Source organism: Azospirillum largimobile (assembly GCF_977007025.2).
The window spans coordinates 83,397-110,308 of record NZ_CDRMUA020000001.1 but is presented as its reverse complement, the minus strand read 5'-3'; the positions used below and the strand labels follow the sequence as shown (position 1 = coordinate 110,308).

General features: G+C 68.3%; 22 protein-coding genes. 11 read left to right on the top strand and 11 right to left on the bottom strand.

Annotation, left to right across the window (positions count from 1 at the left end; translation table 11 throughout):
- Positions 1–110: 110 nt before the first annotated feature.
- Both ACWPKK_RS00500 and ACWPKK_RS00495 read right to left on the bottom strand, forming a co-directional pair.
- Positions 111–1,712 carry a cisplatin damage response ATP-dependent DNA ligase gene (locus ACWPKK_RS00500; RefSeq protein ID WP_452000360.1) on the bottom strand — a complete coding sequence of 534 codons (1,602 nt, stop codon included), beginning with the start codon at positions 1,710–1,712 and terminating at the stop codon, positions 111–113.
- Positions 1,709–2,800 (bottom strand): ligase-associated DNA damage response exonuclease, encoded by a 1,092-nt coding sequence (locus ACWPKK_RS00495; protein ID WP_452000358.1) that lies wholly within the window; start codon positions 2,798–2,800, stop codon positions 1,709–1,711. Before ACWPKK_RS00495 ends, ACWPKK_RS00500 begins: the two co-directional genes overlap by 4 nt.
- Positions 2,801–2,852: 52 nt before the next feature.
- Here ACWPKK_RS00495 and ACWPKK_RS00490 point away from each other — a divergent pair, with 52 nt between their 5' ends.
- Both ACWPKK_RS00490 and ACWPKK_RS00485 read left to right on the top strand, forming a co-directional pair.
- On the top strand, positions 2,853–3,767 hold the full coding sequence (locus ACWPKK_RS00490; RefSeq protein WP_452000356.1) for a pseudouridine-5'-phosphate glycosidase: 915 nt from the start codon (positions 2,853–2,855) through the stop codon (positions 3,765–3,767).
- Positions 3,768–3,883: 116 nt separating this feature from the next.
- On the top strand, positions 3,884–4,300 hold the full coding sequence (locus tag ACWPKK_RS00485) for a hypothetical protein (protein ID WP_452000354.1): 417 nt from the start codon (positions 3,884–3,886) through the stop codon (positions 4,298–4,300).
- Between the two features lie 130 nt (positions 4,301–4,430).
- On the opposite strand, the gene ACWPKK_RS00480 is transcribed toward ACWPKK_RS00485, so the two are convergent.
- On the bottom strand, positions 4,431–5,771 hold the full coding sequence (locus ACWPKK_RS00480; RefSeq protein ID WP_452000352.1) for a calcium-binding protein: 1,341 nt from the start codon (positions 5,769–5,771) through the stop codon (positions 4,431–4,433).
- 272 nt (positions 5,772–6,043) lie between these two features.
- Between ACWPKK_RS00480 and ACWPKK_RS00475 the strand changes: the two genes are divergently transcribed.
- Entirely contained in the window at positions 6,044–7,147 is a 1,104-nt protein-coding gene (locus tag ACWPKK_RS00475; protein ID WP_452000351.1) for a catalase family protein, read from the top strand.
- 21 nt (positions 7,148–7,168) lie between these two features.
- On the opposite strand, the gene ACWPKK_RS00470 is transcribed toward ACWPKK_RS00475, so the two are convergent.
- The 3 genes from ACWPKK_RS00470 to ACWPKK_RS00460 form a co-directional block, all read right to left on the bottom strand.
- A complete protein-coding gene (locus ACWPKK_RS00470) occupies positions 7,169–7,714 on the bottom strand; it encodes an invasion associated locus B family protein (RefSeq protein ID WP_324869701.1) in 546 nt (181 codons plus the stop codon).
- 139 nt (positions 7,715–7,853) lie between these two features.
- Positions 7,854–8,711 carry a pirin family protein gene (locus ACWPKK_RS00465; protein ID WP_452000349.1) on the bottom strand — a complete coding sequence of 286 codons (858 nt, stop codon included), beginning with the start codon at positions 8,709–8,711 and terminating at the stop codon, positions 7,854–7,856.
- 199 nt (positions 8,712–8,910) lie between these two features.
- Positions 8,911–10,320 carry an ammonium transporter gene (locus tag ACWPKK_RS00460; protein ID WP_452000347.1) on the bottom strand — a complete coding sequence of 470 codons (1,410 nt, stop codon included), beginning with the start codon at positions 10,318–10,320 and terminating at the stop codon, positions 8,911–8,913.
- A 648-nt stretch (positions 10,321–10,968) separates the two neighbouring features.
- Between ACWPKK_RS00460 and glgC the strand changes: the two genes are divergently transcribed.
- Together glgC and glgA are read left to right on the top strand one after the other, a co-directional pair.
- Positions 10,969–12,240, top strand: coding sequence for a glucose-1-phosphate adenylyltransferase (gene glgC, locus ACWPKK_RS00455; protein ID WP_452000345.1), 1,272 nt, complete (start codon positions 10,969–10,971; stop codon positions 12,238–12,240).
- Positions 12,241–12,379: 139 nt separating this feature from the next.
- A complete protein-coding gene (glgA, locus tag ACWPKK_RS00450; RefSeq protein ID WP_452000343.1) occupies positions 12,380–13,849 on the top strand; it encodes a glycogen synthase GlgA in 1,470 nt (489 codons plus the stop codon).
- A 95-nt stretch (positions 13,850–13,944) separates the two neighbouring features.
- Here glgA and phbB read toward each other — a convergent pair whose 3' ends face one another.
- Positions 13,945–14,685, bottom strand: a complete 741-nt coding sequence (phbB, locus tag ACWPKK_RS00445) for a beta-ketoacyl-ACP reductase (protein WP_149273630.1) — start codon at positions 14,683–14,685, stop codon at positions 13,945–13,947.
- Positions 14,686–15,095: 410 nt separating this feature from the next.
- Between phbB and ACWPKK_RS00440 the strand changes: the two genes are divergently transcribed.
- The 3 genes from ACWPKK_RS00440 to ACWPKK_RS00430 all read left to right on the top strand — a co-directional run bounded on the left by ACWPKK_RS00440 (position 15,096) and on the right by ACWPKK_RS00430 (position 18,371).
- Positions 15,096–15,656 carry a helix-turn-helix domain-containing protein gene (locus tag ACWPKK_RS00440; RefSeq protein WP_452000341.1) on the top strand — a complete coding sequence of 187 codons (561 nt, stop codon included), beginning with the start codon at positions 15,096–15,098 and terminating at the stop codon, positions 15,654–15,656.
- A 145-nt stretch (positions 15,657–15,801) separates the two neighbouring features.
- Positions 15,802–17,604: a translation elongation factor 4 gene (gene lepA / locus ACWPKK_RS00435; protein WP_452000339.1), complete on the top strand. Its 1,803-nt coding sequence runs from the start codon at positions 15,802–15,804 to the stop codon at positions 17,602–17,604.
- Between the two features lie 158 nt (positions 17,605–17,762).
- Positions 17,763–18,371, top strand: a complete 609-nt coding sequence (locus ACWPKK_RS00430) for a hypothetical protein (RefSeq protein WP_452000337.1) — start codon at positions 17,763–17,765, stop codon at positions 18,369–18,371.
- A gap of 80 nt (positions 18,372–18,451) precedes the next feature.
- On the opposite strand, the gene ACWPKK_RS00425 is transcribed toward ACWPKK_RS00430, so the two are convergent.
- Both ACWPKK_RS00425 and ACWPKK_RS00420 read right to left on the bottom strand, forming a co-directional pair.
- Positions 18,452–19,537, bottom strand: a complete 1,086-nt coding sequence (locus ACWPKK_RS00425; protein WP_452000335.1) for an asparaginase — start codon at positions 19,535–19,537, stop codon at positions 18,452–18,454.
- A 50-nt stretch (positions 19,538–19,587) separates the two neighbouring features.
- Positions 19,588–19,812, bottom strand: coding sequence for a hypothetical protein (locus ACWPKK_RS00420; protein WP_452000334.1), 225 nt, complete (start codon positions 19,810–19,812; stop codon positions 19,588–19,590).
- 159 nt (positions 19,813–19,971) lie between these two features.
- Between ACWPKK_RS00420 and ACWPKK_RS00415 the strand changes: the two genes are divergently transcribed.
- The 3 genes from ACWPKK_RS00415 (at position 19,972) to ACWPKK_RS00405 (ending at position 23,656) form a co-directional block, all read left to right on the top strand.
- Positions 19,972–20,925: a LysR substrate-binding domain-containing protein gene (locus tag ACWPKK_RS00415; RefSeq protein ID WP_452000332.1), complete on the top strand. Its 954-nt coding sequence runs from the start codon at positions 19,972–19,974 to the stop codon at positions 20,923–20,925.
- On the top strand, positions 20,922–21,854 hold the full coding sequence (locus ACWPKK_RS00410) for an SH3 domain-containing protein (RefSeq protein ID WP_452000330.1): 933 nt from the start codon (positions 20,922–20,924) through the stop codon (positions 21,852–21,854). Before ACWPKK_RS00415 ends, ACWPKK_RS00410 begins: the two co-directional genes overlap by 4 nt.
- A gap of 62 nt (positions 21,855–21,916) precedes the next feature.
- Positions 21,917–23,656, top strand: a complete 1,740-nt coding sequence (locus tag ACWPKK_RS00405) for a DUF3369 domain-containing protein (RefSeq protein WP_452000329.1) — start codon at positions 21,917–21,919, stop codon at positions 23,654–23,656.
- 37 nt (positions 23,657–23,693) lie between these two features.
- On the opposite strand, the gene ACWPKK_RS00400 is transcribed toward ACWPKK_RS00405, so the two are convergent.
- A complete protein-coding gene (locus tag ACWPKK_RS00400) occupies positions 23,694–24,047 on the bottom strand; it encodes a response regulator (RefSeq protein ID WP_149228226.1) in 354 nt (117 codons plus the stop codon).
- A 432-nt stretch (positions 24,048–24,479) separates the two neighbouring features.
- Positions 24,480–26,891 (bottom strand): phenylalanine--tRNA ligase subunit beta, encoded by a 2,412-nt coding sequence (gene pheT / locus ACWPKK_RS00395; RefSeq protein WP_452000327.1) that lies wholly within the window; start codon positions 26,889–26,891, stop codon positions 24,480–24,482.
- Between the last annotated feature and the right edge of the window lie 21 nt (positions 26,892–26,912).

Below are 26,912 nucleotides of genomic sequence, written 5' to 3'. Positions count from 1 at the left end.
CCCGCTGGGCGGGGGAGGGGGTAAGTGCTTAGGCGGGAGAGTGGCGGCAGTCCCTCCCCCGCCCAACGGGGGAGGTTAGGTGGGGGTCTAACGTCCCCTAGAATTCACCCTCACCCCACCACCATCGCCGCCAGCGTCTCCAGCCTGTCCGCCTCGTGCGCCGGCTTGTCCCAGCGGATGCGGTGGACGCGCGGGAAGCGCATCGCCAGCCCGCTCTTGTGCCGGGTCGACGGATGCACGCTGTCGAAGGCGACCTCCAGCACCAGCCCGGCCTCCACCTCGCGCACCGGTCCGTAGCGGCGGGTGGTGTGGTTGCGCACCCAGCGGTCCAGTTCGATCAGTTCGGCGTCGGTGAAACCGGAATAGGCCTTGCCGACCGGCACCAGCTCCTCGCCGCGCCAGACGCCGAAGGTGTAGTCGGAATAATAGCTCGACCGCTTCCCGTGGCCGCGCTGGGCGTACATCATCACGGTGTCGAGCGTCAGCGCCCCACGCTTCCACTTGAACCACGGCCCCTTCGGCCGCCCGGCCAGATAGGCGCTGTCGCGCCGTTTCAGCATCAGCCCCTCGATGCCGTTCTCCCGCGCACCTTCGCGCATCGCCACCAGCTCGTCCCAGCCGCCGAAGGGCACCAGCGGCGACAAATCCATCCGCCGCGGCTGCACCGCCTCGAACCAGCGCTCCAACCGGGCACGCCGTTCGACGAAGGACAGGCCGCGCAGATCCTCCTCTCCGTCGAACAGGATGTCGTAGAGCCGCACCCAGGCCGGCCCGTCGCGCAGCATCTGCGCCGTCACCGTCTTGCGGTTCAGCCGCTGCTGCAGATCGTTGAAGGGCGCCACCACCCCGTCGCGCGCCACCAGCAGTTCGCCGTCCAGCACCGCGTCGAAGCTCATGTGATCGACGATGTCCGGGAAAGCCCCCGACACGTCGTCGCCGGTGCGGCTGTAGAGCCGCCGTTCCCCGCCGCGCGCCACCATCTGCACGCGGATGCCGTCCCATTTCCATTCCGCGGCATAGGCGGCGGGGTCGAGCGCGGCGCGATCCTCCTCCTCCAGCGGGTGGGATAGCATCATCGGCCGGAACCCGGCGCCGGACCCGGCCGCCGGCCGCTCCGCCCGCCCCTCCAGCCAAGCGAACAGCTCCGGATAAGGAGCGCTCAGCCCGTGCCAGACCTCCTCCACGTCATCGACGCTCACCTCCGGCCGGGCCGCCCTGCCCCATTCCGCCAGCGCCGTCTTGGCCAGCCGCGCCGACACGCCGATGCGCAGCGCCCCGGTGATCAGCTTCAGCAGGGCGAAGCGCCCCGACGAATCGAGCGTGTCGAGCCAACCCTCCACCAGCCCCATCACCTGCCCGCGCTTGGCGGCCTGCAGCCCCTCCACCACCTCGTTCAGGCTGGGCGGCAGGCTGTTGGCCCTCTCAGCCCAAATGGCCGGCCTCTCCGGCCAGATCAGCGCCACCGTCTCCGCCAGATCGCCGACATAGTCGTAGGACAGCGCCAGCAGATCCGGATCGACCCTGGTCGCCGCCAGTTCGCGGATCGCCGCCGGCTTGGCTTCACGGAAGCTCAGGGCTCCGGTCAGCGCCGCCAGCGCCCAGCCGCGGTCGGGATCCGGCGTGGTGGCGAAATGGTCGACCAGCAGGCGGATCTTGCCGTTGCGCGACGGCATGAAGACCAGCGCGTCGATCAGCGCGGCAAAGCGGTTCACGACGCCTCTCCTTCCCCGGCCTTCTCAGGCTCGCCTTCCAAATCCTCGTCCTCGAAGCCGATCAGCGCCAGGGCGCGGGCGCGGATGCCGCGGCTGGTGGCGTAATGGACCAGCGCCTCCTCCCGGCCATGGGTCACCCAGACCTCCGGCGCGCCGACATCCTCCAGCGTCTGGCACAGCTCGTCCCAGTCGGCATGGTCGGAGATGACCAGCGGCAGTTCCACCCCGCGCTGGCGGGCGCGCTGGCGCACCCGCATCCAGCCCGACGCCATCGCCACCACCGGATCGGCCAGCCGCCGCGCCCAGCGGTCGGCCACCGCCGCCGGCGGGGCCAGCACCAGGGCGCCCTTCAGATCCTCCTTCGCCGCGACCGTGGCCGGCCGCAGCTCCCCCAACTCCACCCCCCAATCGCTATAGAGCCGGCACAGCGGCTCCAGCGCGCCATGCAGCCAGATCGGCCGGTCGTACCCAGCCGCCCGCAGCAGCGTGATCAGCCGCTGGCATTTGCCCAGCGCATAGACGCCGACGACATGGCTGCGCTCCGGGAACAGCGCCATCGAATGCAGCAGCTTTCCCACCTCCCCCAGATCGGGCGGGTGGCGGAACACCGGCAGGCCGAAGGTCGCCTCGGTGACGAAGACGTCGCAGGGCACCGGCTCGAACGGCGCACAGGTGCGGTCGAGGCGGCGCTTGTAGTCGCCCGACACGACGACGCGCGACCCGGCATGCTCCAGCACCACCTGGGCGCTGCCCAGCACATGGCCGGCCGGCACCAGCCGGACCCTGACGTCGCCGATGGTCAGCCCCTCGCCATAGTCCAGCGGCTGCAGGCTGCCCCCCACCCCCGCCCCCATCCGCTGGCGCATGATGGCGAGCGTGCCCGGAGTCGCCAGAACATGGCGGTTGCCCGGCCTCGCATGGTCGGAATGGCCGTGGGTGACGACCGCGCGCTCCACCGGGCGCACCGGGTCGATGTAGAAGCCCCCCGGCTCGACATAGAGTCCTTCGGGAAGGACCTTGATCCACCTGTCGGGGTGCGGGCGGCCCGGATTGGATTGGCCGGGATTGGATTGGTGTGCAGCGGACATGCGTCCTAATATAGGGCGCGAAAACCGCCCCCCAACATCGAAGAGATCGCGCATGCACCCGATCCTGCTGCCCACCCCCGAGGTCGCCGACGCGCTTGCCGGAAAGCGCCCGGTGGTGGCGCTGGAATCGACGGTGATCTCCCACGGTATGCCCTACCCCCGCAACCTGGAGACTGCCCGCGCGCTGGAGGCGGAGGTGCGGGCCGCCGGCGCCATCCCCGCCACCATCGCGGTGATGGACGGGCGCATCCGCATCGGGCTGGACGACGAGGCGCTGGAGCGTCTGGCGACCGGCGGCACCAGGGTGCGCAAGCTCAGCCGCCGCGACCTCCCCGTCGCCATCGCGACTCGGGCGCTCGGCGCCACCACGGTTGCGGCGACGATGATCGGGGCGCGGCTGGCAGGAATATCCGTCTTCGCCACCGGCGGCATCGGCGGCGTGCATCGCGGGGCGGAGACCAGCTTCGACATCTCCGCCGACCTGGACGAACTGGCGCGCACGTCGGTCTGCGTGGTCTGCGCCGGGGCCAAGTCGATTCTCGACCTGCCCAAGACGCTGGAGGTGCTGGAGACCCGCGGAGTCCCGGTGCTGGGCTTCGGCACCGACGAATTCCCGGCCTTCTACAGCCGCCGCAGCGGCCTGCCCGTCGATCATCGCTGTGACAACGTAACCGCGGTGGCAGACATTCTGCGCGCGAAATGGCAGCTTGGCCTGGAAGGCGGCGTGCTGCTAGCCAACCCGATCCCACCCGCCGACGAGCTTGACGCCGACGCCATGGAAACCGCCGTCGCCCAGGCGCTGGCCGACGCGGAATCCAATGGAATCAAGGGGAAGAACATCACCCCCCACCTGCTGGCGGCGCTGGAGCGCATCACCGGCGGGCGCAGCCTGACCGCCAACATCGCGCTGATCCGCAACAATGCGCAGGTCGCGGCAGGTGTCGCCGCCGCCCTTGCCGCCACCTAGAACCGAATGGATAGGCCATACCCCAGCAGGGGTAAGGCTTTAGCCTCGCCCCCGGCTTAAGACCCCGTTAACCGCCTACGCGCAAATCTGTCGTCATCGAACGAGCGGAGGCTTCCATGCGCGCACCCAGCAGCACCTCGACCCTGGTTTCCCGGATGATCGCGATGGCCGGCCAAGGCGACGAGGCGTCGGGCATCGCGGAGATGAAGGAGCCGGCCCACGTGAAGCGTATCGTCTGGGCTTCCCAGGCGGCGAAGCTCCGGGTCTCCCTCTCCTCCCGCACCGTCCACGAGATCGAAAGCGCGGTCACCGCCGACCTGGACAGCATGGAACTGCCGGAAGTGTTCTTCACCTCGGTCGAGGTGGGCGGCCATGTGGTGACCTGCGATCTGGACGCCTCCGGCACCGCGTCCATCTTCGGGCTGATCGAGGCCCACGAGTATGACGATCTGGTCGAAGAGGCCGGCGACGACGCCCTGTTCGGCGTCGATTGGGACGGCGTCTACGTCACCCCGGCCCGCACCCGGCACTGATCCCGGCCGATCCGGTTCCGCATACCGGGTCCACGCATCCGCTCCTTATGTCCCACTCGACGACGAACGCCCCGCAGGCAGCCTGCGGGGCGTTCGTCGTATCGGGGCGGACTTCCGGTCCGCCGCACGCTCAAAGAATGATGTTGCACGCCGTGAGGCTGTCCACCCCCTGCAGGGTGATCTTGAAGTCGGTACGTCCGTCCCCGTTGACGTCCCCCTGGATCATGCCGTCGGCCCAGCGCAATTCGCCGGCCTTCCGATCGAAGTCGGCGCCACCGATGAAGGTGAAGGACTGATCGCCGCGCCGACGGGTGTTGGCGTCGATGCCGTGCAGATCCAGGGTGTCGTCCGGGGCGAAATCAACGATGGTGTCGTGCTGCGCGCCCTTGCCGATGTCCCGGACGGAGCGGAACACGAACCGGTCGGCACCGTCGCCTCCGGCGAGCAGATCGGCGCCCTCGTCACCCCGGATCAGATCGTCGCCAACGCTGCCGAGCAGGGTGTCGTCGCCACGGCCGCCCAGCAGCGTGTCGTCGCCGAGCCCGCCGACCATCAGTTCCGCCCTCCTGGAGCCGCGGAGGGTGTCGTCGCCGCCGAAGCCGAGGACGGCGTGGTTGCCCCTCCTCGCGCTCGACTCCAGCGTTTCACCGTCGGCCGTTCCGGTGTCGAACCGCCAACCCTCCTTGAAAAGCCAGCTGTAATCGACGCCGGTGGCCTCGTCCGCCGCAGCCAGGAAGTTTGCGCGGGCCTGCTCCGGGGTGGTCGCCGCCTCCTTGGAGATGAGGCTTTGCCAGAAGCGGGCGTAATTGTCCTCGCCGAAATCCTCGTAGAGGCGGTGGAGAAGCGATCCGGCGAGGTCGGCTCCGTTGAGGCCGTAGGGATTCTCCGGGGCCGTATCGGTGACGAGTGTGTTGCGCCAGGTGAGGTTGGGGTTTGAAAAATAGAGTTGGGCCATGTCCTGCTGAACGGCAGCGACCAGTTGGTCCCATTCCATACCGTTGAAGGAGAGGCCGTCCACGCCTGTGGCCTCCATCGAAAGAAAGCGGTTCTCGATGGCGAAGCCGGTGGTGAAGGGCGGCAGCGTGTTGAGCGGCTGGTCGTAGAACCAGAAATTTCGTCCAAGTTCGTAGAAGAGAACCTGATCGTAAAGGCCCGCGTCCCGGACGCCGTCATAGAGGATGTTGAAGTACTCGGGCATGATCTCGATGCCCGTGAAGCCGAGGAACCCGCAGCCCGCCCCGCAGGTATCCTGCACCTCGGCGATGGTGGCCTTGCCGTTGTAAGTAAAGTAGGGCGACGGGATCCGGCCCGTGATGCGCGAATAGAAATCATAGGCGTCGTCCAGCTTGGCGACGATGTCCTGCATCACTCCGGCATCAAGATCCGACGACTGGGTGAGGAGAACGATGTTCCGTCCCTCCCACGCCGTCCGTTCGAGCACCTCCCCGTAGATCGACGTATAGGCAACCACGACCGTCCTCCATGGTTGATTGTCTTCTTGTCCATCAAGTGTTTGCCGGCAACCGCAGGCTGTCGATTGCGGCTTGGGATGGGATATGGCAAGCCGGACTAATCACCTCGCTGCCGAGTCCAATCGGGCGGAGTGACGCCGCACCCCCATCGCCCGCCCGGACCGCTCCGACAGGGAAGCGCACCGCCCCGGAACGGGGCGGCGGAACAGGGGATGGCCGCGGCTGTTCTCCCGGCTACACCCGCCCTTTCCCCATTCGGGAGACACCATCCGTGTCAGCCGCCTCCGCCAAGCCCCTGCCCTATTCACCGTCGGTCGAAAGTCCCGGTCCCGATGAAGCCCAGCTTTTCGACGAGTTGGCGGAAACGATGCTGTCGATCAGCCGCAAGACCTACGAGGACAGCGGCCACGCCAACCGCAGCGTCCATGCCAAGAGCCACGGCCTGCTGATCGGCCGGCTGGACGTGCTGGACGATCTGCCGGCGGAACTCGCCCAGGGCCTGTTCGCGCGGGCGGAGAGCTATCCGGCGATCCTGCGGCTGTCGACGACGCCGGGCGACATCCTGCCCGACAGCGTGTCGACCCCGCGCGGTCTGGCGGTGAAGGTGCTGGGCGTGACCGGCGAGCGGTTGCCGGGGTCGGAGGATCAGGCGACCCAGGATTTCGTGATGGCCAACGCCCCGGTCTTCTCCGCACCGGACGCCAAGCAGTTCCTGTCGACGCTGAAGCTGCTGGCCGCCACCACCGACCGGGCGGAGACGGCGAAGAAGGCGCTGTCCGCGACCCTGCGGGTTGCCGAACGGGTGGTGGAGGCCTTCGGCGGCGAGAGCGCCACTTTGAAGACCCTGGGCGGCCACCCCGCGACCCACATTCTGGGCGAAACCTTCTACAGCCAGGCGGCCCTGCGCCACGGCGCCCATGTCGCCAAGCTGCAGATCGTCCCCGTCTCGCCCAACCTGACGGCGCTGACCGATGCGCCGCTGACCGTCAACGGCAAGCCCGACAGCCTGCGCGAGGCGGTGGTGGAGTTCTTCCGCGACCATGAAGCGGTCTGGGAGCTGCGCGTCCAGTTGCGCACCGACGAGGAGCGCATGCCGGTGGAGGACGCCAGCGTGCTGTGGCCGGAGGAGTTGAGCCCCTACCGCGCCGTCGCCCGCATCACCGTGCCGCCCCAGACCGCCTGGAGCGAGGAGCGCTCCCGCGCCGGCGACGACCGGCTGGCCTTCAGCCCCTGGCACGGTCTGGCCGCGCATCGGCCGCTCGGCTCGATCATGCGCGCGCGCCGCCTCGCCTACGCCCGCTCCTCCGGCTTCCGCATGGAGCGCAACGGCTGCCCGATGCAGGAACCGGCGGCGGGCTACCGGCTGCCGGGGTGAGAGGGCGCGGCGCAGCCCCGCTCACTGCAGGCTGCGCTGCATCTCCTCGAAGGTGCGGGAGAAGCCGTTCAGCGGGAAATCGATGTCGCGCTTGCCCAGGCGCGGGGAACTGACGCGGACCAGGATGGTCGAGCCATTGCGGAACTGGTCGGCGACGCGGCCGGACACGAAGTTCGGGAACATGCACATGTTCAGCGTCGCGACATGCGATTCGATCCGCGGCTGGCGGTCGACACGGATGGCGCAGCGGTCGACCAGACCCTGGCTGGTGGTCAGGAACAGGTGGAAGTCGTTTCCGGTCGGGATGACGCTGAGCGCGATGAAGCCGACATCCTTCCCGTCGTCGAACAGGCGGTAGATCATCAGCCGGCAGGTCTTGCTGTCGGTCATCCGGTCGATGTCGCACTGGTTGGTCCAGGCGCCCTCCGGCCCGAAATCGGCGGCGGCCTTGGAGAAGTCCACGGCGGCGGCCGGTGCCGGGGCAAAGATCCCCCCGGCTAGCGACAGGGCCAGAAGTCCCGTGGCGACAGCCGCCCTGAAGCCACCCATCAGACCCTTTGCACGCATCGCCCCCGCTCCCGCCATCGTTCGTGTTAACACGGAAAGCGCCATGATAACCGGCGGTGGCGGGGGTGCAAGGCACGAGATGCCGCGCGCCGGCCCCGAAGGACCGGCCAAGGGAAGGCCGGCGCGCGGCGTCCCCCGATCAGATGCGGCCTTCCTCGAAGTCGCGGAAGGCCTGCATCACCTCTTCGCGCGTGTTCATGACGAAGGGGCCGCCCCAGGCGATGGGCTCGCCGATCGGCTCGCCGGCCAGCAGCAGGAAGCGCGCGCCCTCGGGCCCGGCGGTCGCCTCCACCCGCTCGCCGTCGCCCAGCACGATCACCCGCGGTCCCGACAGCAACCCTTCCCCGTCGACATCCAGCGTGCCTTCGAACAGCACGAGGAAGGCGGTGTGGCCGGCCGGCAGAGGCTCCGCGAAGGAAACCGACGGCGGCAGCGTCACGTCGAAATAGCGGGCGTCGGTCGCCTCGGCCCGCACCGGCCCGGCGGTGCCGCGGGCGGTGTCGCCGGCGATCACGGTGACGGTCGCGCCGTCCTCGCGCCGCTCCACCGGGATGGAGGCGGCCGGGAACTCCTGATAGCGCGGCTCGGTCATCTTCAGCCGGGCCGGCAGGTTGATCCACAGCTGGAAGCCGCGCATCAGCCCTTCGGTCTGCTCCGGCATCTCCGAGTGGATCAGGCCGCGGCCGGCGGTCATCCACTGCACGCCGCCGGTCTCGATCACGCCTTCATGGCCGTGGTTGTCGGCATGGCGCATGCGGCCGGCCAGCATGTAGGTGACCGTCTCGAAACCGCGGTGGGGATGGTCGGGGAAACCGGCGAGATAGTCGGTCGGCTGGTCGGACCCGAACAGGTCCAGCATCAGGAACGGGTCGAGCGTGCGCAGGCGGGGCGTGCCCAGCATGCGGGTCATGCTGACGCCGGCGCCGTCGGAGGTGGCCATGCCCTCCACGGCGGCGAGGACCGGACGGACACCGGTGGTGGCGGACTGGGTGGACATGGCGGGGACTCCCAAAGAAAGCGCTGATGTTGCACCAGAGGTAGTCCGCCGCGGCCCCGCCGTGAAGCCGGCCCGCCCGCTCCACAGCGTTTCCGCCGGCGCAACAATCACCGGGCAACGCTCCCGCATCGGCAAACGAAAAAGGCCGCCGGGAAGCCCGGCGGCCCTTTCGAAGAGACCCGTGGGAAAGGGAGTGTTCTTAGTGGATGCTCTCGCCGTGCAGGGCGAGGTCGAGACCGTCGCGCTCCACATCCTCGTCCACGCGCAGGCCCATCACCACGTCGATGACCTTCAGCAGGACGAAGGTGGCGACGGCGCACCACACCATGGTGTAGAGCACGCCCTGGATCTGGATCCACACCGCACCGGCATTGCCTTCCAGCAGGCCCAGGGTGGCCGACGGATCGGCCTGCAGGACGGCGGCGAAGGCGCCTTCCGCGTTGGACACCGACATCTTGGCGAAGACGCCGGTCAGGATGGCGCCGATCAGGCCGCCGACGCCGTGCACGCCGAAGGCGTCCAGGCTGTCGTCATAGCCCAGCATGTGCTTCAGGCTGGTGGCCGACCAGAAGCAGATCACGCCGGCGACGATGCCGATGATGATGGCGCCCGTCGGGTCGACGAAGCCGGCGGCCGGGGTGACGGCGACCAGGCCGGCGACCGCGCCGGAGATGATGCCGAGGATCGACGGCTTGCCCTTGACGATCCACTCCGCGAACAGCCAGCCCATGGCGGCACCGGCGGTGGCGATGTGCGTGGCGGCCATGGCCATGCCGGCACGCGGACCGGCGGTCAGGGCGGAACCGGCGTTGAAGCCGAACCAGCCCACCCACAGCAGCGAGGCGCCGATCAGCGACAGCACCAGGTTGTGCGGCATGAAGGCTTCCTTCGGGTAGCCCTTGCGCTTGCCGATCACCAGCGCGGCGACCAGACCGGCGACGCCCGCGTTGATGTGCACGACCGTGCCGCCGGCGAAGTCCAGCACGCCCATGCCGAAGAGGAAGCCCGACGGATACCAGACCCAGTGGGCGATCGGCGCATAGACCACGATCGACCACAGGGTGGTGAAGACCAGCAGCGAGGAGAACTTCATGCGGTCCGCGAAGGCGCCGGTGATCAGCGCCGGGGTGATGATCGCGAAGGTCATCTGGAACATCATGAAGACCGGCTCGGGGATCGTCGTCGGCACGCCGGCTCCGGTCGCCTCGCCCAGCACGAACGCCTTCGAGAAGTCGAGACCGTTCAGGAACAGCCGGTCCAGCCCGCCGATGTAGGCGCCGGTGCCGGTGAAGGCCAGGCTGTAGCCGATCACGTACCACAGGACGCTGATCAGGCAGGTGATGGCGAAGCTCTGCATCACCGTCGCCAGCGCGTTCATCTTGCGGACCATGCCGCCGTAGAACAGCGCCAGGCCCGGGATGGTCATCATCAGCACCAGCGCCGTGGAGACCAGCATCCAGGCGGTGTCGCCGCCATTCAGCGCCGGAGCCGCCGGCGCGGCAGCAGCGGCGGCAGCCGCCGCATCCTGGGCAAGGGCTGCGGCCGGCATGCCGACCGCGCCCAGAGCAACCGCCATCATCGGTGCGGCCAGAAGGAACAGACGGTTCATCGAGGCTCCTCTTTCTCCAAAATCGCTCCCACCCCTGCATGGCCGGCGCGGCACCGGAGGCATTCCGCGCGCAAACGCCGCACTGGGGCGACCCCGTCCCGGTCGCCCCGTCCCCGGCAAAGACGGGGCGGCGGACGGGACCAAGGACGCCTCCACCGTTACAAGAAGCGTGCCAGCCCAAAACGGCTTGGAATCGTCAGGGTTGTCCTGGGGCGGTACCCCGGAACAGGCATCCCCCGGCGAGTCGCGGGGTGGGTTTGCACAGGAAATGGGCAGATGCCGGAGCCGACATTCCGCCGCAATTTTCGGGCTTTCGACCGAACGAAAGGGCCGGATGCGCAGGTTTGGCGCAGCCGTCTGGCTGTCATTCCGGCAGTTGATCAAAAAATGTGCAGAAAACGGCCTGCGCGGCGGTCGCTGCCGCCGCGGACGGCGAGAATGGGGCAGCCCTTCTACCTCTTCCATCCAGTCCGAACGGCTTGCCTCTCTTTCCGCCTAGGCAGGCGGGCGGGCGATGCGGCGGGTCAGCCGATCCAAACCCGCCGCCGGGCCTATTGGACATGGCGGCGAGATGTGGCACCGTCAACGCCTCCATCGGGAAGGCCGCAGCCGAGCGGCCGCAAGAAAAAGGCAAAGGGGGTAACGGCCATGCTCGACAAACGCGATCTGCGCCTCGCACCGCGACGTGCGGTAGCGCTGGTGCTGGCCGGCGGACGCGGAAGCCGTCTGAAGCAGCTGACCGACCGGCGGGCCAAGCCGGCGACCTATTTCGGCGGCAAGTACCGCATCATCGACTTCGCGCTGTCCAACTGCGTCAATTCCGGTTTCCGCCGCATCGGCGTGCTGACGCAGTACAAGTCGCACAGCCTCCTGCGCCACCTCCAGCGCGGCTGGAACGTCTTCCGCGGCGAGATGAACGAGTTCTGCGACCTGCTGCCGGCCCAGCAGCGCGTCAGCGAGACGGAGTGGTACCAGGGCACGGCCGACGCCGTGTACCAAAACCTGGACATCCTGCGCGACCACGAGCCGGAATATGTCCTGATCCTGGCCGGCGACCACATCTACAAGATGGATTACGGCGCGCTGCTGCTGGACCACATCGACCGCAAGGCCGACGTCACCGTGCCCTGCATCGCCGTTCCGCGCGAACAGGCGACCGGCTTCGGCGTGATGCACATCGACGAGGAACGCCGCATCATCGATTTCGTCGAAAAACCGGCCGACCCGCCGCCGATGCCCGGCCGTCCCGATCTGGCGCTGGCCAGCATGGGCATCTACGTCTTCAACGCCCAGTTCCTCTACGAACAGCTGGAGCGCGACGTCGCCACCCCCGGCTCCAGCCGCGACTTCGGCAAGGACATCATCCCGCATCTGGTGAAGACCGGGGCGCGGATCATCGCCCACGACTATGCCGACAGCGCCATCATCGACGCGCCGGACGACAGCCCCTACTGGCGCGACGTCGGCACCATCGACGCCTATTGGGAAGCCAACCTGGACCTCTGCCACGTCACGCCGCAGTTGAACATGTACAACCGCGACTGGCCGATCTTCACCTACCAGGAACAGCTTCCGCCGGCGAAGTTCGTCTTCGACGACGAGAACCGCCGCGGCATGGCGGTGGACAGCCTGGTGTCGGGCGGCTGCATCATCTCCGGCTCAACCGTCCGGCGGTCGCTGCTGTTCAGCTCGGTCCGCGTCAACTCCTACAGCGAGCTGTACGAGGCGGTGGTCCTGCCGGAATGCGACATCGGCCGCCATTGCCGCCTGAAGAAGGTGGTGATCGACCGCGGCGTCAGCATTCCCAACGGCCTCGTCGTCGGCGAGGACGCGGAACTCGACGCCAAGCGCTTCCACCGCAGCGAGGGCGGCGTCGTCCTGATCACCCGCGAGATGATCGAGAAGCTGCCGAAGGAATAAGGCGGCATATCGCCGCCCCCCGGCACGATGGCCCCGCGCCAATGCGGTCCGGCTCCCCACCGGACCCGCATCGGCGCTATACCATGCCTGCACCCTTCCGCCTGCCATCCCTCCCGCCTTTCATCCGAGTGCCTTCCCGATGCGCGTCCTCTACGTCACGTCCGAATGCTACCCGATGGTCAAGACGGGGGGGCTGGCCGACGTGTCCGCCGCCCTGCCGCCGGCCCTGATCGCCGCCGGCGCCGATGTCCGCCTGCTGCTGCCGGGATATCCCGCCGTTCTGAACAGCCTGCAGAACCTGCACGAGGTCGGCGACCTGATCACCGACCTGCCCGGCTGCGACCGCGCCCGGCTGTGCATCGGCCGCACGGCGGACGGGGTTCTGGCCTATGCGCTGGACGCGCCGTCGCTGTATGACCGTCCCGGCAACCCCTATCTCGGCCCGGACGGCAAGGATTGGGCCGACAACGCCCTGCGCTTCGCCGCGCTCGCCTGGGTCGCCGCCGGCTTCGCCGCCGAGAAGTCCTACGATCCCTGGTGGCGGCCCGACATCCTGCACGGCCACGACTGGCAGGCCGGCCTGATCCCCGCCTATCTGGCCCTGCGCCCCGACCGTTTCGCCGGCCCCTTCCGGCCGGGCACGGTGCTGACCATCCACAACATCGCCTATCAGGGCCTGTTCGGCCCCTGGATGATGGGCGACATCGGCCTGCCGTCCTCCAGCTTCCGCATCGACGGCGTCGAGTATTACGGCAACGTCAGCTTCCTGAAGGCGGGTTGCTTCTACGCCGACCGCCTGACCACGGTCAGCCCGACCTACGCCAACGAAATCCAGACCGCCGAGCACGGCACCGGCCTGCAGGGCCTGCTCGCCACCCGGTCCGACGTGCTGACCGGCATCCTGAACGGCGTCGACTACGCGGTGTGGGACCCGGCGACCGACCCGCATCTGCCCGCCCGCTACACCCCCGACGATCTGGGTGGGAAGGACGCCTGCAAGTCCGACCTGCAATCCGCCTTCGGCCTGGACCGCCGCGCCGACGCGCCGCTGGCCGCCGTGGTCAGCCGCCTGACTTGGCACAAGGGCCTGGATCTGGTGCTGGAGGCCGCCTCGCAATGGGTGTCCTGGGGCGGCCAGCTGGTGGTGCTGGGCAGCGGCGACGCCTCCAGCGAGGCCGGCTTCCGCCACCTCGCCCAGTGGCACCCGCAATCGATCGGCGTCCGCATCGGCTATGACGAGCCGCTGTCCCACCGCATCCAGGCCGGCTCCGACCTGTTCCTGGTGCCCTCGCGCTCCGAGCCCTGCGGCCTGACCCAGCTCTACGCCCTGAAATACGGCACCCTGCCGCTCGTCCGCCGCACCGGCGGCCTCGCCGACACGGTGATCGACGCCAACCCCGCTGCCAGCGCCGACGGCAGCGCCACCGGCTTCCAGTTCGTCAACGCGACGGGGCAGGAACTGGTGTGGGCGCTCCGCCGCGCGATGACCGTCTACCGCAAGCCCGACCGCTGGCAGGCGATGCAGCGCCGCGCCATGACGCGGGACTTCGGCTGGCATGGGCCGGCGGAGGAGTATATGGAGCTTTATCGGGGCGTCGCCGGGGGTTAAAGGGCCGGTCGCCCGCCTCTCCGGCCATGTCCCGGCGCTGGAGAAGCGGGCGTCCTTTGCCCCGACCGACCGCGCGGCGACTTATTGGCCGCGACTTATTGATAGTGCAGGCCGCCGTTGATGTTCAGCGTCGTGCCGGTGATATAGCCCGCGATATCGGACGCGAGGTACGACACCGCGCCGCCGATCTCCTCCGGCTTGCCCAGACGCTTCATCGGAACGGTGTCGATGATGCCCTGGCGGATGTCGTCGCGGATCGCCATGACCATCTCGGTGCCGATGTAGCCCGGCGCGATCGCATTCACGGTGACGCCCTTGGTCGCCAGTTCGGCGGCCAGCGCCTTGGTGAAGCCGATGACGCCCGCCTTGGCGGCCGAATAGTTGGTCTGGCCGGCCTGCCCCTTCACGCCGTTGACCGACGAGATGTTGATGATGCGGCCCCAGCCGCGCTCAGCCATCTTGGCCGAGACCTGATGCGTGACGTTGAACAGGCTGCTGAGGTTGGTGGAGATCACCGCGTCCCACTGCGCCTTTTCCATCTTGGGGAAGAACTTGTCGCGGGTGATGCCGGCGTTGTTCACCAGGACGTCGACGGGGCCCAGATCGGCCTCGATCCGCGCCACCATGGCCTTGCAGCTCTCGAAATCGGAGACGTCGCCTTCGACCATGTAGAACTTGAAGCCGGCCGCTTCCTGCTCGCCGAGCCACGCCGCCGCCGGCTCGTAGTTGGGCAGGCAATTGGCGGCCACGAGGTAGCCGTCCTTGGCGAGCGCCCGGCAGATGGCGGTGCCGAGGCCGCCCATGGCACCGGTAACAAGCGCGATCTTCTGAGACATCCCTATTTCTCCAATCCTATTGGGTCAATTGTTCCGGGCAAGCGCCAGAGGCTGTGCGCAATGTAAAGGGCTTGGTCGCCTCCGAATCCCGTCGGTGGCTGCTGTACCGATGGGGTGGATCTTGTTCCACCCGCGCGGTCATATTGCATATGCGAAAAGCTCGACTTTCGCTAGGCAGAAAGGCGAATCGCGTCAGCGTCCGATCGCCTTGCGCGAAAGTGTCTCAGAAGATCGGGCGCCATTGTTATCGCAAGCGCTGCGGTTACCGCTGATTCAGCATCCGCGTCGAATGGAAATCCTGCCCGCTCGCTTTCGTCCCACTTGAACCTTCGGCATTGACGGGGAGCTGTCGTGGCGGAAGGCCTGGGGCGGCAGTACGGTAACGCTCCCGCATCCGTTGGAGCGCCACCATGCCCATCCGTATCAATCGCGCCCGTCTGAAATCAGAACGCCATGATCGGGGTTGGTCACAGGATCACTTGGCAGAGGCCAGCGGGGTAAGCGTTCGCACGGTCCAACGGCTGGAAAAGGGCGAAGGGGCAGCATACGCCACCGTCATGGCGGTGGCTGCCGCCATGACCTTGCCGATGTCAGCACTCGTCACCCCAGCCGGCCCGGCCCGCCGCGTTACTCCGCTTACCATTCTGCCCGACATCGGCCCGGCCCTTGCCCGCTATCGCGACCTCGGTTTCCTTCCCGTGGAAACGGGTGACCCCGGCTGCGTGGGGCTGCGGGCGGGAAATTCCCACATCATCCTCTGTACGCGCGCGTTCATGACCAGCGGCTTTCAAACTGGCAGTATCGAGCCGCTGGTGGGGCGAACGATCCCGTATGTTTGGGTCGAATCGGTTGACGCGGCGGCCGGCGCCTACGCTCGCGTTATCGAAAAGGTTGTAACGAGCGCCGGCACTCGCGAAGCCCTGGTCGAGGATGAGGGACAATGGGCGATCCTGGCCGAAGTCATGCCCTGAGCATCAGTCGCGCAAAGACACCGTTGCCAGCTCGCGCACGCCGCGCGCGGATCCGACCCTGCCAGGGCGGCCCCACCACACCATCATTGCGCCCATCCGCCGTCCGCCCTATGTTCCCGGCAAACTCTCGCTTGTCCGGGCCCCGATGACTGACCTTTCGCACATCCGCAATTTCTCGATCATCGCCCACATCGACCATGGCAAGTCGACCCTTGCCGACCGGTTGATCCAGCAGTGCGGCGGCCTCGACGCGCGCGAGATGCGCGAACAGGTGCTCGACAGCATGGACATCGAGCGCGAGCGCGGCATCACCATCAAGGCCCAGACCGTCCGCCTGCTCTACAAGGCGGAGGACGGCAAGCAGTACACGCTGAACCTGATGGACACCCCCGGCCACGTCGACTTCGCCTATGAGGTCAGCCGGTCCTTGGCCGCCTGCGAGGGCTCGATCCTGGTGGTCGACGCCTCCCAGGGCGTCGAGGCGCAGACGCTCGCCAACGTCTATCAGGCGATCGACAACAACCACGAGATCATCCCGGTCCTCAACAAGATCGACCTGCCCGCCGCCGAGCCGGAGCGGATCAAGCAGCAGATCGAGGACGTGATCGGCCTCGACGCCTCCGACGCGGTGGAGATCTCGGCCAAGTCCGGCCTCAACATCGGCGCGGTGCTGGAGGCGGTGGTCAAGCGGCTGCCGCCGCCCAAGGGCGATGCCGATGCGCCGCTGAAGGCCCTGCTGGTCGACAGCTGGTACGACCCCTATCTCGGCGTCGTCATCCTGGTGCGCGTGGTCGACGGCGTGCTGAAGGTGAACCAGAAGGTCCGCTTCATGGCCGCCGGCTCCGCCCATGACGTGGACCGCGTCGGCGTCTTCACGCCGAAGGCCCTGCTGACCGGCGAGCTGCGGCCGGGCGAGATGGGCTTCATCACCGCCGCGATCAAGGACATCACCCAGACCAAGGTCGGCGACACCATCACCGACGAGCGCAAGCCGGCGACCGAGGCTCTGGCCGGCTTCAAGCCGTCCATCCCCGTGGTGTGGTGCGGCCTGTTCCCCGTCGATGCCGCCGATTTCGAGCGGCTGCGCGACAGCCTGGGCAAGCTGAAGCTGAACGACGCCAGCTTCCATTACGAGGCGGAGACGTCGGCGGCGCTGGGCTTCGGCTTCCGCTGCGGCTTCCTCGGCCTGCTGCATCTGGAGATCATCCAGGAGCGGCTGGAGCGCGAGTTCAACCTCGACCTGATCACCACCGCCCCCTCGGTGGTCTACAAGCTGACGATGACCGACGGGACGGTGCGGGACCTGCACAACCCGGCCGACATGCCCGATGTGATGCGGATCGACCACATCGAGGAGCCGTGGATCAGGGCGACGATCATGCTGCCCGACGAGTATCTCGGCGGCGTCCTGCAGCTTTGCACCGAGCGGCGCGGCCAGCAGATTGAGCTGACCTACGCCGGCGCCCGCGCCATGCTGGTCTACCGCCTGCCGCTGAACGAGGTGGTGTTCGACTTCTACGACCGGCTGAAGTCGATCAGCCGCGGCTATGCCAGCTTCGACTACCAGATGGACAGCTATGAGGAAGGCGACCTCGTGAAGCTGTCGATCCTGGTGAATGCCGAGCCGGTGGACGCCCTGTCGATGATCGTCCACCGCAGCCAGTCCGAACGCCGTGGCCGCCAGCTGTGCGAACGCCTGAAGGAACTGATCCCGCGCCAGCTCTTCAAGATCGCCGTGCAGGCCGCCATCGGCGGCAAGATCATCGCCCGCGAGAGCATCAGCGCCATGCGCAAGGACGTGACCGCCAAGTGCTATGGCGGCGACATCAGCCGCAAGCGCAAGCTGCTGGACAAGCAGAAGGAAGGCAAGAAGCGCATGCGCCAGTTCGGCCAGGTCGAAATCCCACAGAGCGCCTTCATCGCGGCCCTCAAGATGGGCGACGAGTAAGGATACGGAAAGGCGGGCCTCGGCCCGCCTTTTTTGTGCAGCCCGACAATTCCGTACAACCTGCGAAACAAACCGGCCGTTCGCGTGTCATCACGCGTGGGTACGGTGCCGCGCATGCGCGGTGCCCCTCACCTGTGATTCAATTCCGGGAGGATGACATGCGCAAGTTTCTCGCCGCCGCCGTTCCGGCCCTCATGCTGATGGCCGTTGCCGCGCCGGGCCATGCCCAGACCAGCGGGTCGGCAAGGTCCAATGCGGTCGCCAACGGCACGATGGACAGCGGCGCCCGCGACGTCCAGGCCAGCCGCGACATGATCGGCAAGCGAGTGGTCCACCGCCATGGCGGGCCGGTCGCCGGCACGATCCAGAACGTGACCACCGACGCCCAGGGCCAGACGATGGTCGAGCTGAAGATGGCCAAGACCGGCCAGACGGTCATGCTCACCCCGTCGTCCTTCGAACGGCGCGGCCGTCAGGTCGTCATCATGCATGACGCGAATGAACTGCAGCAGCTCGCCCAGTACAGCAGCCAGGCCAACACCGGCTACGGCAGCTCGACCGGCGGGTCCATGGGTGGGTCGATGGGCGGCTCCATGGGCGGTATGGGCGCCGGCTCCATGAACCAGGGCAGCATGAACCAGGGGTCGATGGGCCAAGGTTCAATGGGCCAGGGGCAGATGAACCAGGGCACCATGAACCGCGGCACGATGGGCCAGGGCACGATGGACGAGCGCATCATGTCGCCGAACAAGCCCGGTATGGAGTAAGCAACCGGCGGAGGCGGGAGGCCGCCATCGGTCCCCGCCTCCGGAAAGCTCAACCCCCGACCCCCCTCAGTCGATCCCCCTCAGTCGGTCACCGTCAGCTCGCCGGCCAGCGGCTTCGGCATCTCCGCCTTGACCGTTGCCGCGTCCAGACCGCCGGCGAGCAGGCAGACCAGCTTGGCGTAGCTGGCCTCCGGCGTCATGTCATAGGCGCCGACGGCGCCGATGGCGCCCAGCCCGGTGGCGTAGGCGCCGGGCAACACGGCGCCGCGCTGGACCTGGGTGTTGTCCATCAGCACCACACCCGCCTTCACCGCGGCCGAAAGCGCAGACAGGAAATCCGGGTCGGTCGGCCCGTTGCCCTCGCCGAACGCAAGCAGCACCGCCCCCTTCGGCGCCGGGCTGGTGCCCGTCAGCATCGCCGTCACCGTGCTGGCGCGGATGCCGGGATACAGCCACAGCATGACGACGGAGAACGCCGCCAGCGCCACTGCCTGGGCGTCCAGCGCCGCCAGCCGCTTGGCCAGGTTCTCCGGCTCGTCCAGCGAGACCGCGGCACCCGGCATCGGCAGCCAGTAAGGCTCGTTGCGGGCGACCACGCTGCCGACGGTGGCGAGCGGCGGGAAGTTCGGCGAATCGAAGCCGGCGAAGCGGTTGGCATCGACCTTGGACGACCGGTTGCCGCGCAGCAGCTTTGTGTCGAAATAGACGCAGACCTCCGGCACCGGCAGGGTCCCCGCCACCACCACGGCGCCGACCAGATTGGCGAGCGCGTCGCTCAGCGTGAAGGTCAGCGGTACCTGCGACCCGCTGAACACCACCGGCTTCGTCAGGCCGGGCAGCAGGAAGGACAAGGCCGACGCGCTGTAGGCCATGCTGTCGGTGCCGTGCAGCACGACGAAGCCGTCATACTCGTCGTAAACCGACAGCAACCGCCGGGCGATGGCGACCCAGTCCGCCGGGGTCATGTTGGAGCTGTCGAGCGTGCGGTCGAACCAGCCCATGGTCCAGGTCAGATCCTTGTAGTCCCGCACCCCATGGCCGGACAGGCCGGGCATCGACAGGACCAGCCGTTCGAACTCCGCACCCGCCACCGGGGCCAGCGCCCCGTCGGGATTGGTGACGCACCCGATGGTGCCCCCGGTGTACAGCACATAGACCCGCGCCATCGTCCGCTCCTCCCGCATTCCTGTCGGCTGCAGGATAGGCGGACCCCCCGCTACTTCTCAAGGCACAGCCGCCCCTGGAGCGCCAGCGGAGTCCGCACCGACGCCGGAGCCTCCTCTGCGACCAACCGCCGGCCGGGCGCTGGAGCGGCTGCCGGAACCGGGTTGTAGGCAAGGCGAAACCGCCGCGGTTCCGACACCGCCGGCGGGGGCGCCGCGGGCGGATCGATCCGGGCGGCAGCGAGAACCACGCTGGTCCAGGCGGCGAACAGGGACATGGTCGGAAACTCCAAAGCGATTGGAGACCGAACATGGGCCGCGCTCCATTCCCTTGGAAATGAATAGGCATTATGCCGTCATCACGATTCGTAATGACCGCATCGTTGCGGATGGGCGGGCGCTCTGGTTGAATGGGAGGCAACTTCCGGTCCCCCGCCATGCCCGCCAATCTCGATACCGACCTGCTGCGCGCCTTCGTCGCCGTCGCCGACAGCGCCAGCTTCACCCGTGCCGGCGAAAGGCTGGGCCGCACCCAGGCGGCGGTCAGCCAGCAGGTGCGCCGGCTGGAGGACACGGTGGGCAAGCGGGTGTTCGAACGCGACACCCACGGCGTGCGCATGACCCGCGACGGCGAGGTGCTGCTGGCCTATGCCCGGCGCATGCTGACCCTGAACGACGAGGTGATGGCGCTGATGCACCGCAGCCCGACGGTGGCCAGCGTCCGCATCGGCACGCCCGACGATTACGCCACCATGCTGCTGCCCGACGTGCTGGCCCGCTTCAACGCCGCCTATCCCGACGTGATGGTGGAGGTGATCTGCGACAACAGCCCCGATCTGGTGGCGGAGATCGACAAGGGCCGCTACGACCTGGCGCTGGTCACCCGCAAGGCCGGAGAGGCCGGCGGCGAGTTGGTGCGGCAGGAACCGGTGTCCTGGGTCGCCCCGCCGCAGGAGCCGGTATCCCCATCGGGTTCACCGCCGGGACACCGCCCGGTGGAGAGCCTGGATCCCCTGCCGCTGGCGCTGTTCCCCAAGGGCTGCGTCGTGCGCGACCTCGCGGTCGCCGCGCTCGACGGGATCGGCCGCGACTGGCGCGTCGCCTTCACCAGCAAGAGCGTCGTCGCCGTCCATGGCGCGGTGATGGGCGGGCTGGGGGTGACGGCGATGGAAAACTGCACCATCCCGCCCAGCCTGCGCCGCATCGGTGCGGCGGAGGGGTTTCCGGAGCTGCCCGACATCGACATCGCCCTGCACCGCGCCCGCGGCACGGCGCCCAAGCCGGTGCGCCTGCTGGCCGACGCCATCCACGACCTTGTCGGCCGGCAGATGCTGGGCCGCCGGGTGCCGAACCGCGATGTGCCGGTGCACGCGAGGGAGGTCACGTCATGACCGCAGCGCTCATCACCGCCGCCATCCTCCTTGGACTCGGCAGCATCATGGCGGCCATCCCGCCGGCCCGGGCGCAGAGCCCCGTCGCCATCGGCGCGCCGCTGACCGGCGAGGTCGTGCTGAACCGCGACATCGAGGTTCGGATCGGTCCCAGCGAGGATGCCCGCATCGTCATGACGCTGAAGCAGGGCAAGGCGCTGAACGCGCTGGGCACCCCGCGCGGCACCTATTGGACGGAGATCGCCATCGGCGGCCAGCCCATCGGCTATGTCCCCGCCGATTCGCTGGACCCGGCGCTGATGGTCACCGGACGGCCGGCGATCGGCGGCGAGGGGCCGCGCCCGCCGAAGCCGGCCGCCAGCCAGCCGGCGGACGCCCCCCTGCCCCACCGCAGCGCCGCCGTCGTGCCGCGCGCCGCCTGGGACAAGGCCGCCCAGACCCCGGCGGAAGGCTATGTCGTCGCCGCCGGCCCGATTTCCGCGACCGAGATCCTGAGCAACCGCAAGCGACGCGGCTTCACCCTGCGCAAGGGCGACGTGGTGGCGCTGATCGGCGCCGCGAACGGCGAGGCGACGCTGGCGCTGCCAGCCGGCTCCCGCGCGGTGGCGCCGGTGCAGGGACTGGTCGGGGTGGTGGCGCCCTATCCGCTGCCGGGCATGCCGCCGGTCGAGCCGGGAATGCTCTACGGCATCAAGCTCGGCGAATATGTCAGCTATGCCGAGGGCTTGCGCGCCTGGAAGGAGTTCACCGCCGGGCCGGGCAGCGCCTATCGCGACCTGCCGCCGATGGTGTGGCCGGTCTTCCGCAAGGGCCGGCTGCTGTACGAGGTGGGGGTCGCCCCTTTCACGCGGTTGCAGGTCGACACCGCCTGCGGCACGTTGGCGCAACGCGGACTCGATTGTACGGTGATCGAGCTGGATACGTTTTGATGGATTTGCACCAGATGGGCCGGCCGCGCCCTCCCTCATGACCCCTTCACGAACGAAGAGCCATGACCAACGCCGACCCGACCGCCCCGCAAGACGACGCGAAGCCCGATCCGCCCCAGGCGGATACAGGGTCCATGCCGGAGAATGCCGACGAGGATCTGGTGTTCCTGGACGACGCGGCTCCCGACGCCGGTCCGTGGGAAGAGGAGGAGCCCGGCAGCCGCTGGACCATGCTGATCGTCGATGACGAGCCGGAGGTCCATTCGATCACCAAGCTCGTCCTGTCGGATTTCGCCTACAAGGGGCGCAAGGCACGTTTCCTGTCCGCCCATTCGGCGGCGGAGGCGCGGCGGATCCTGGCGCGGGAAAGCGATATCGCGCTGATCCTGCTGGACGTGGTGATGGAGACCGAGGATGCCGGCCTGCGGCTGGTCCATCACATCCGCGAGGAGCTGCAGAACCGCAACGTCCGCATCATCCTGCGCACCGGCCAGCCGGGACAGGCGCCGGAACGCGCGGTGATCCTCGATTACGACATCAACGACTACAAGGCGAAGACCCAGCTGACCGCCCAGCAGCTGTTCACCACCACGGTCGCGGCGCTGCGCTCCTACGAGGACATCGTGGCGATCGACGCCAACCGCCGCGGCCTGGAAAAGATCATCGAGGCCTCGTCGTCGCTGTTCCGCGCCCGCTCCATGAAGCTGTTCGCAGCCGGCGTGCTGACGCAGCTGTCCGGCCTGCTGGGGGTGGGGCCGGACGCGATCCTCTGCATGCAGCGCGGCGGCAGCGGCGAAGGGAATGGCGAGGGGCGTGGCGGCGAGGGGAAAGGCTGCGATGGTCTTTATGTGCTGGCCGGCTCCGGCCGCTTCGAGGATCTCATCAACGAGCCCGCCGCCGGCCACGTCGACGCTTCGGTGCTGGCGGCGGTCACCGCCTGCCTGGAAAAGCGGACGCACCTCTATGCCGGCGACCACTGCACGCTCTATATCCGCACGCCAAACGACCGCGAGACGGTGGTCTATCTGCGCTCCAACCGGCCGCTGTCCGACCTGGACCGCAAGCTGATCGAGGTGTTTTGCGGCAAGATCTCCGTCGGTTTCGACAACCTGCACCATTACGAACAGCTCTACCGGGCGCAGCAGGGCACGCTGGCGGCACTGGCCGATCTGGCCGAAGGCGGTCGCGGCGTGCTCGGCATGGACCGGCTTGCGGTGGAGGCGGTGGAGGACGGCCGCTTCAGCCGGTCGCTGCGCATCGCGGCGATCACGGAACGCATCGCCCGCCGCCTGCATGCCGATGGACTGTTCCCCGAGTCGCTGGACGAATCGACACTGGAGATCATCGGGCTGGCGGCGATCCTGCACGACATCGGCAACGCCGCGGTCGATCCGGAGATCCTGTCGAAGCCGGGCCCCCTCGACCCGGCGGAACGCAGCGCCATGCAGGCACACACGGTGGCCGGCGCCACCCTGCTGAACCAGGCGAGCCATCTGGCCGATGGCCCTACCCATCTGCATCTGGGGGCGGCGGTGGCGCGCTGGCATCACGAGAATTGGGACGGCACCGGCTATCCTGACGGCCGCACCGGGGCGGCGATCCCGCTGTGCGCCCGCATCGTCGCGGTCGCCGACGCCTATGACGCGATGACGCGCGACCGCCCCTATCGCAAGGCTTTGTCCCGGGAAGACTCGGTGGCGGAGATCAGGCGGCTGGCGGGGCTTCGCTTCGACCCGGCGGTTGTCGATGCCTTTCTTGCGGTGCTGCCGGACATCGACCGGATGGGTCCGGCAACGCGTTAGGATCCTGCGCGCTGTCGGACGGCTGTTTACCCCGTCCTCAGGGACGGCAAAGCGCTTCCACCGCCTCGCGCAGCGGTCCGACCTGCACCGGCTTCAGCAGCAGCTGGCAGCCCATCAGTTCGGCCTCGTCACGCCGCTCGGGGGTGCTGTCGCCGGTCAGGATGATGGCCGGGATCTGCTGCCCGGTTTCGGTGCGGACGCGCTCCACCACCTCGCGCCCGGTCCGGCCGGCCGGCAGGTAATGGTCGGCGATGATCAGGTTCGGCGTCCGGGTCAGGCCGCCGAGCTGCGCCTCCAGGGCGGCGGCGCTGACCGCGGTCACCACCTCGTACCCCCAGCCGTCCAGCAGGATCGCCAGCCCTTCAACGATCGACCGGTCATCGTCAACCACAACGATAAGTGGCTTAACCGACGCCGGTTTGTTTGCTTGATCGTCTTTCGGCTCAGCCATTGGTTACCCCAGCTTCGTCATCAGCATTATGATTGCCACCGAACACGCCAAGGCAATGGAAGCGTTGCCTGTGCCATAGCGGTGACATCGGTCGATTCACGGGCCTTCCGTAGACAAATTGTCCGGCAACCCGATCTTTCCACAGAGCCCCACGCCTTCGTCAAACATTGAATTGCAACGAAGAGTACCACGGTCTTCCCTTACCGAAAGCACTCGGGATTCCTCAATCAGCGATTCATCATATGCTTGAGTGATCGGGTAACCGGGTAGCGACTCTCTCTGAGTTTTTCCGCTTCACAAAAAAAGCCCCCCCGGCGAAGCGGGGGGTCTTTGTATTGCTCGGTCTTTCCTTCAACCGAAGGATGCCGGCCCTCAGCTGCGCAGGCTTCCGCCGGTGGCCTTGACCACTGCCGCGACGATCTTCTGGCCAACCGCCTCAATCGCCTCGTCGGTCAGGGTCGCAGTGGTCGGCTGGTAGGTGACCGAGACGGCGACCGACTTGCGTCCTTCGCCCACGCCGGGACCTTCATACACGTCGAACACCGCGACATCCTTGACCAGCGCCTTGTCGGCGCCCTTGACGGCGCGGAGGATCTTGTCGGCCTCCACCTTGCGGTCGACGACGAAGGCGAAGTCGCGCTCCACCGGCTGGAAGGCGGACAGCTGGACCATCGGCTTGGCGGTGCCGCCCTTCTTCTTGGGCAGCGGCACGGCGTCCAGCATCACCTCGAAGCCGACGACCGGCCCCTTTACGCCCAGCGTCTCCAGCACCGACGGATGGATCTCGCCGAAGCGGGCCATCACGGTGGGGCCGAGCCGCAGCACGCCGGACCGGCCGGGATGGTACCAGCCCGGCGCGTCGGTGGTGACCTGCAGGTTGGCCGTCGGGGCACCGGCCGCCTCCAGCACCGCCAGCGCGTCGGCCTTGGCGTCGAACACGTCGACACCGCGGGCCTTCTCCGCCCAGTGGCGGGGCACGGCCGCGCCGGCGCGGATGCCGGCGGCGACGCTGTCCTGCCCATCCGGCGCCGGGCTGCGGAAGGCCGCCCCGACCTCGAACAGGCGCACGTCGGCATAGCCGCGGTCGGCATTCCGCCCGGCGGCCTGGATCAGATTGGGCAGGATCGACGGACGCATCACGTCCAGGTCGCTGCTGATCGGATTGACCAGCCGCAGGCCCGGCTCGCCACCGCCGAACAGCTCGGCGACCGGACCGGACAGGAAGGACCAGGTCACCGCCTCCGACAGCCCGCGGCCGGCCAGCGTGCGCTTGGCCAGCGCCACGCGGCGCTGCTTCAGCGTCAGGGCCGGGCGGGTCAGTACCGTCTCGCGCGGCAGCGGCGTCGCCGGGATGGCGTCGAAGCCGTGGACGCGCAGCACCTCCTCCACCAGATCGGCCTCGCCATGGACGTCGGCGCGCCAGGACGGGACGCCGAAGCGCAGACGGCCGTCCGCATCCTCGCCCTCGACCGTGAAGCCCAGGTCCATCAGGATCTGCACCTGACGGTCGCGCGGCAGGTCGACGCCGCCCAGCGCCGCGACGCGGCCCGGACGCAGGCTCAGGCTGCGCTTCCAGTCCGGCTCGGCCCCGGCGACCACCAGTTCCGACGGCTCGCCGCCGCACAGTTCCAGGATCAGGCGGGTGGCGCGTTCCATGCCGGCGAAGACCGCGGCCGGATCGACGCCACGCTCGAAGCGGTAGCGCGCATCCGAATCGATGCCCAGCCGGCGGCCGGTCTGCGCGGTGCGCACCGGGTCGAACAGCGCGGCCTCGACGAAGACGTTGACGGTCGTCTCGGTGCAGCCGGTCGGCTCGCCGCCGACGATGCCGGCCAGAGCCTCCGCCCGTTCGTCGTCGGCCACCACGGTCATGGCGCCGTCCAGCGCGTATTCCTTGCCGTTCAGCGCCGCCAGCGTCTCACCCTCGCGGCCCAGGCGTACGGTGATGTTGCCCTTGACCGTGTCGGCGTCGAAGACGTGCAGCGGGCGGGCGGCGTCGAAGGTCAGGTAGTTGGTGATGTCGACCAGCGCCGAGATCGGGCGCAGGCCGATGGACACCAGCTTGTCCTGCAGCCACTTCGGCGACGGACCGTTCTTCACGCCGCGGATGTAGCGGCCGACGAACAGCGGGCAGGCCTCCGGGGCGGCGATGGTCACGCCGATCGGGCTGGCGAAGCGGCCCTCCACCGCGGTGGTGTCGAGATGACCGGCGGTCAGCGGCTTCAGCGTGCCCATGCCGGATGCTGCGAGATCGCGGGCGATGCCGCGCACGCCCGCGCAGTCGGCGCGGTCGGGCGTCAGGTTGATGTCGATGACCGGATCGTTCAGCCCGGCATAATCGGCAAAGCCGGCACCGACGGGGGCGTCGTCCGGCAGCTCGATGATGCCCTCATGCTCGTCGGACAGCTTCAGCTCGCGCTTCGAGCACATCATGCCGTTCGACTCGACGCCGCGGATGACGCCCTTCTTCAGCGTGATGTCGGAACCGGGGACATAGGTCCCCTCCGGCGCGAAGACGCCCTTCATGCCGGCGCGCGCATTGGGAGCGCCGCAGACGACCTGCAGCGTGCCGGCGCCGGTATCGACCATCAGCACGCGCAGCTTGTCGGCGTCCGGATGCTTCTCGGCCGAGACGACATGGGCGACGCGGAAGGGCGCCAGCTCCTTCGACCGGTCATGGACGCCTTCCACCTCCAGGCCGAGGGCGGTCAGCTTCTCCGTGATCTGGTCGAGCGAGGCGTCGGTCTCCAGATGGTCCTTCAGCCAGGACAGCGTGAACTTCATGGGAGCGGGTCCGTGATGCGA

What these genes read in the sequence shown, in the direction of transcription:
- ACWPKK_RS00485 (WP_452000354.1), top strand. Translation starts at nt 3,884, where the DNA reads ATGCGCGCACCCAGCAGCACCTCGACCCTGGTTTCCCGGATGATCGCG.
- phbB (WP_149273630.1), bottom strand. Translation starts at nt 14,685, where the DNA reads ATGTCTCAGAAGATCGCGCTTGTTACCGGTGCCATGGGCGGCCTCGGC.
- ACWPKK_RS00415 (WP_452000332.1), top strand. Translation starts at nt 19,972, where the DNA reads ATGCCCGCCAATCTCGATACCGACCTGCTGCGCGCCTTCGTCGCCGTC.
- ACWPKK_RS00420 (WP_452000334.1), bottom strand. Translation starts at nt 19,812, where the DNA reads ATGTCCCTGTTCGCCGCCTGGACCAGCGTGGTTCTCGCTGCCGCCCGG.
- ACWPKK_RS00465 (WP_452000349.1), bottom strand. Translation starts at nt 8,711, where the DNA reads ATGTCCACCCAGTCCGCCACCACCGGTGTCCGTCCGGTCCTCGCCGCC.
- ACWPKK_RS00410 (WP_452000330.1), top strand. Translation starts at nt 20,922, where the DNA reads ATGACCGCAGCGCTCATCACCGCCGCCATCCTCCTTGGACTCGGCAGC.
- ACWPKK_RS00490 (WP_452000356.1), top strand. Translation starts at nt 2,853, where the DNA reads ATGCACCCGATCCTGCTGCCCACCCCCGAGGTCGCCGACGCGCTTGCC.
- glgC (WP_452000345.1), top strand. Translation starts at nt 10,969, where the DNA reads ATGCTCGACAAACGCGATCTGCGCCTCGCACCGCGACGTGCGGTAGCG.
- glgA (WP_452000343.1), top strand. Translation starts at nt 12,380, where the DNA reads ATGCGCGTCCTCTACGTCACGTCCGAATGCTACCCGATGGTCAAGACG.
- lepA (WP_452000339.1), top strand. Translation starts at nt 15,802, where the DNA reads ATGACTGACCTTTCGCACATCCGCAATTTCTCGATCATCGCCCACATC.
- ACWPKK_RS00425 (WP_452000335.1), bottom strand. Translation starts at nt 19,537, where the DNA reads ATGGCGCGGGTCTATGTGCTGTACACCGGGGGCACCATCGGGTGCGTC.
- ACWPKK_RS00470 (WP_324869701.1), bottom strand. Translation starts at nt 7,714, where the DNA reads ATGCGTGCAAAGGGTCTGATGGGTGGCTTCAGGGCGGCTGTCGCCACG.
- ACWPKK_RS00440 (WP_452000341.1), top strand. Translation starts at nt 15,096, where the DNA reads ATGCCCATCCGTATCAATCGCGCCCGTCTGAAATCAGAACGCCATGAT.
- ACWPKK_RS00495 (WP_452000358.1), bottom strand. Translation starts at nt 2,800, where the DNA reads ATGTCCGCTGCACACCAATCCAATCCCGGCCAATCCAATCCGGGCCGC.
- pheT (WP_452000327.1), bottom strand. Translation starts at nt 26,891, where the DNA reads ATGAAGTTCACGCTGTCCTGGCTGAAGGACCATCTGGAGACCGACGCC.
- ACWPKK_RS00460 (WP_452000347.1), bottom strand. Translation starts at nt 10,320, where the DNA reads ATGAACCGTCTGTTCCTTCTGGCCGCACCGATGATGGCGGTTGCTCTG.
- ACWPKK_RS00430 (WP_452000337.1), top strand. Translation starts at nt 17,763, where the DNA reads ATGCGCAAGTTTCTCGCCGCCGCCGTTCCGGCCCTCATGCTGATGGCC.
- ACWPKK_RS00405 (WP_452000329.1), top strand. Translation starts at nt 21,917, where the DNA reads ATGACCAACGCCGACCCGACCGCCCCGCAAGACGACGCGAAGCCCGAT.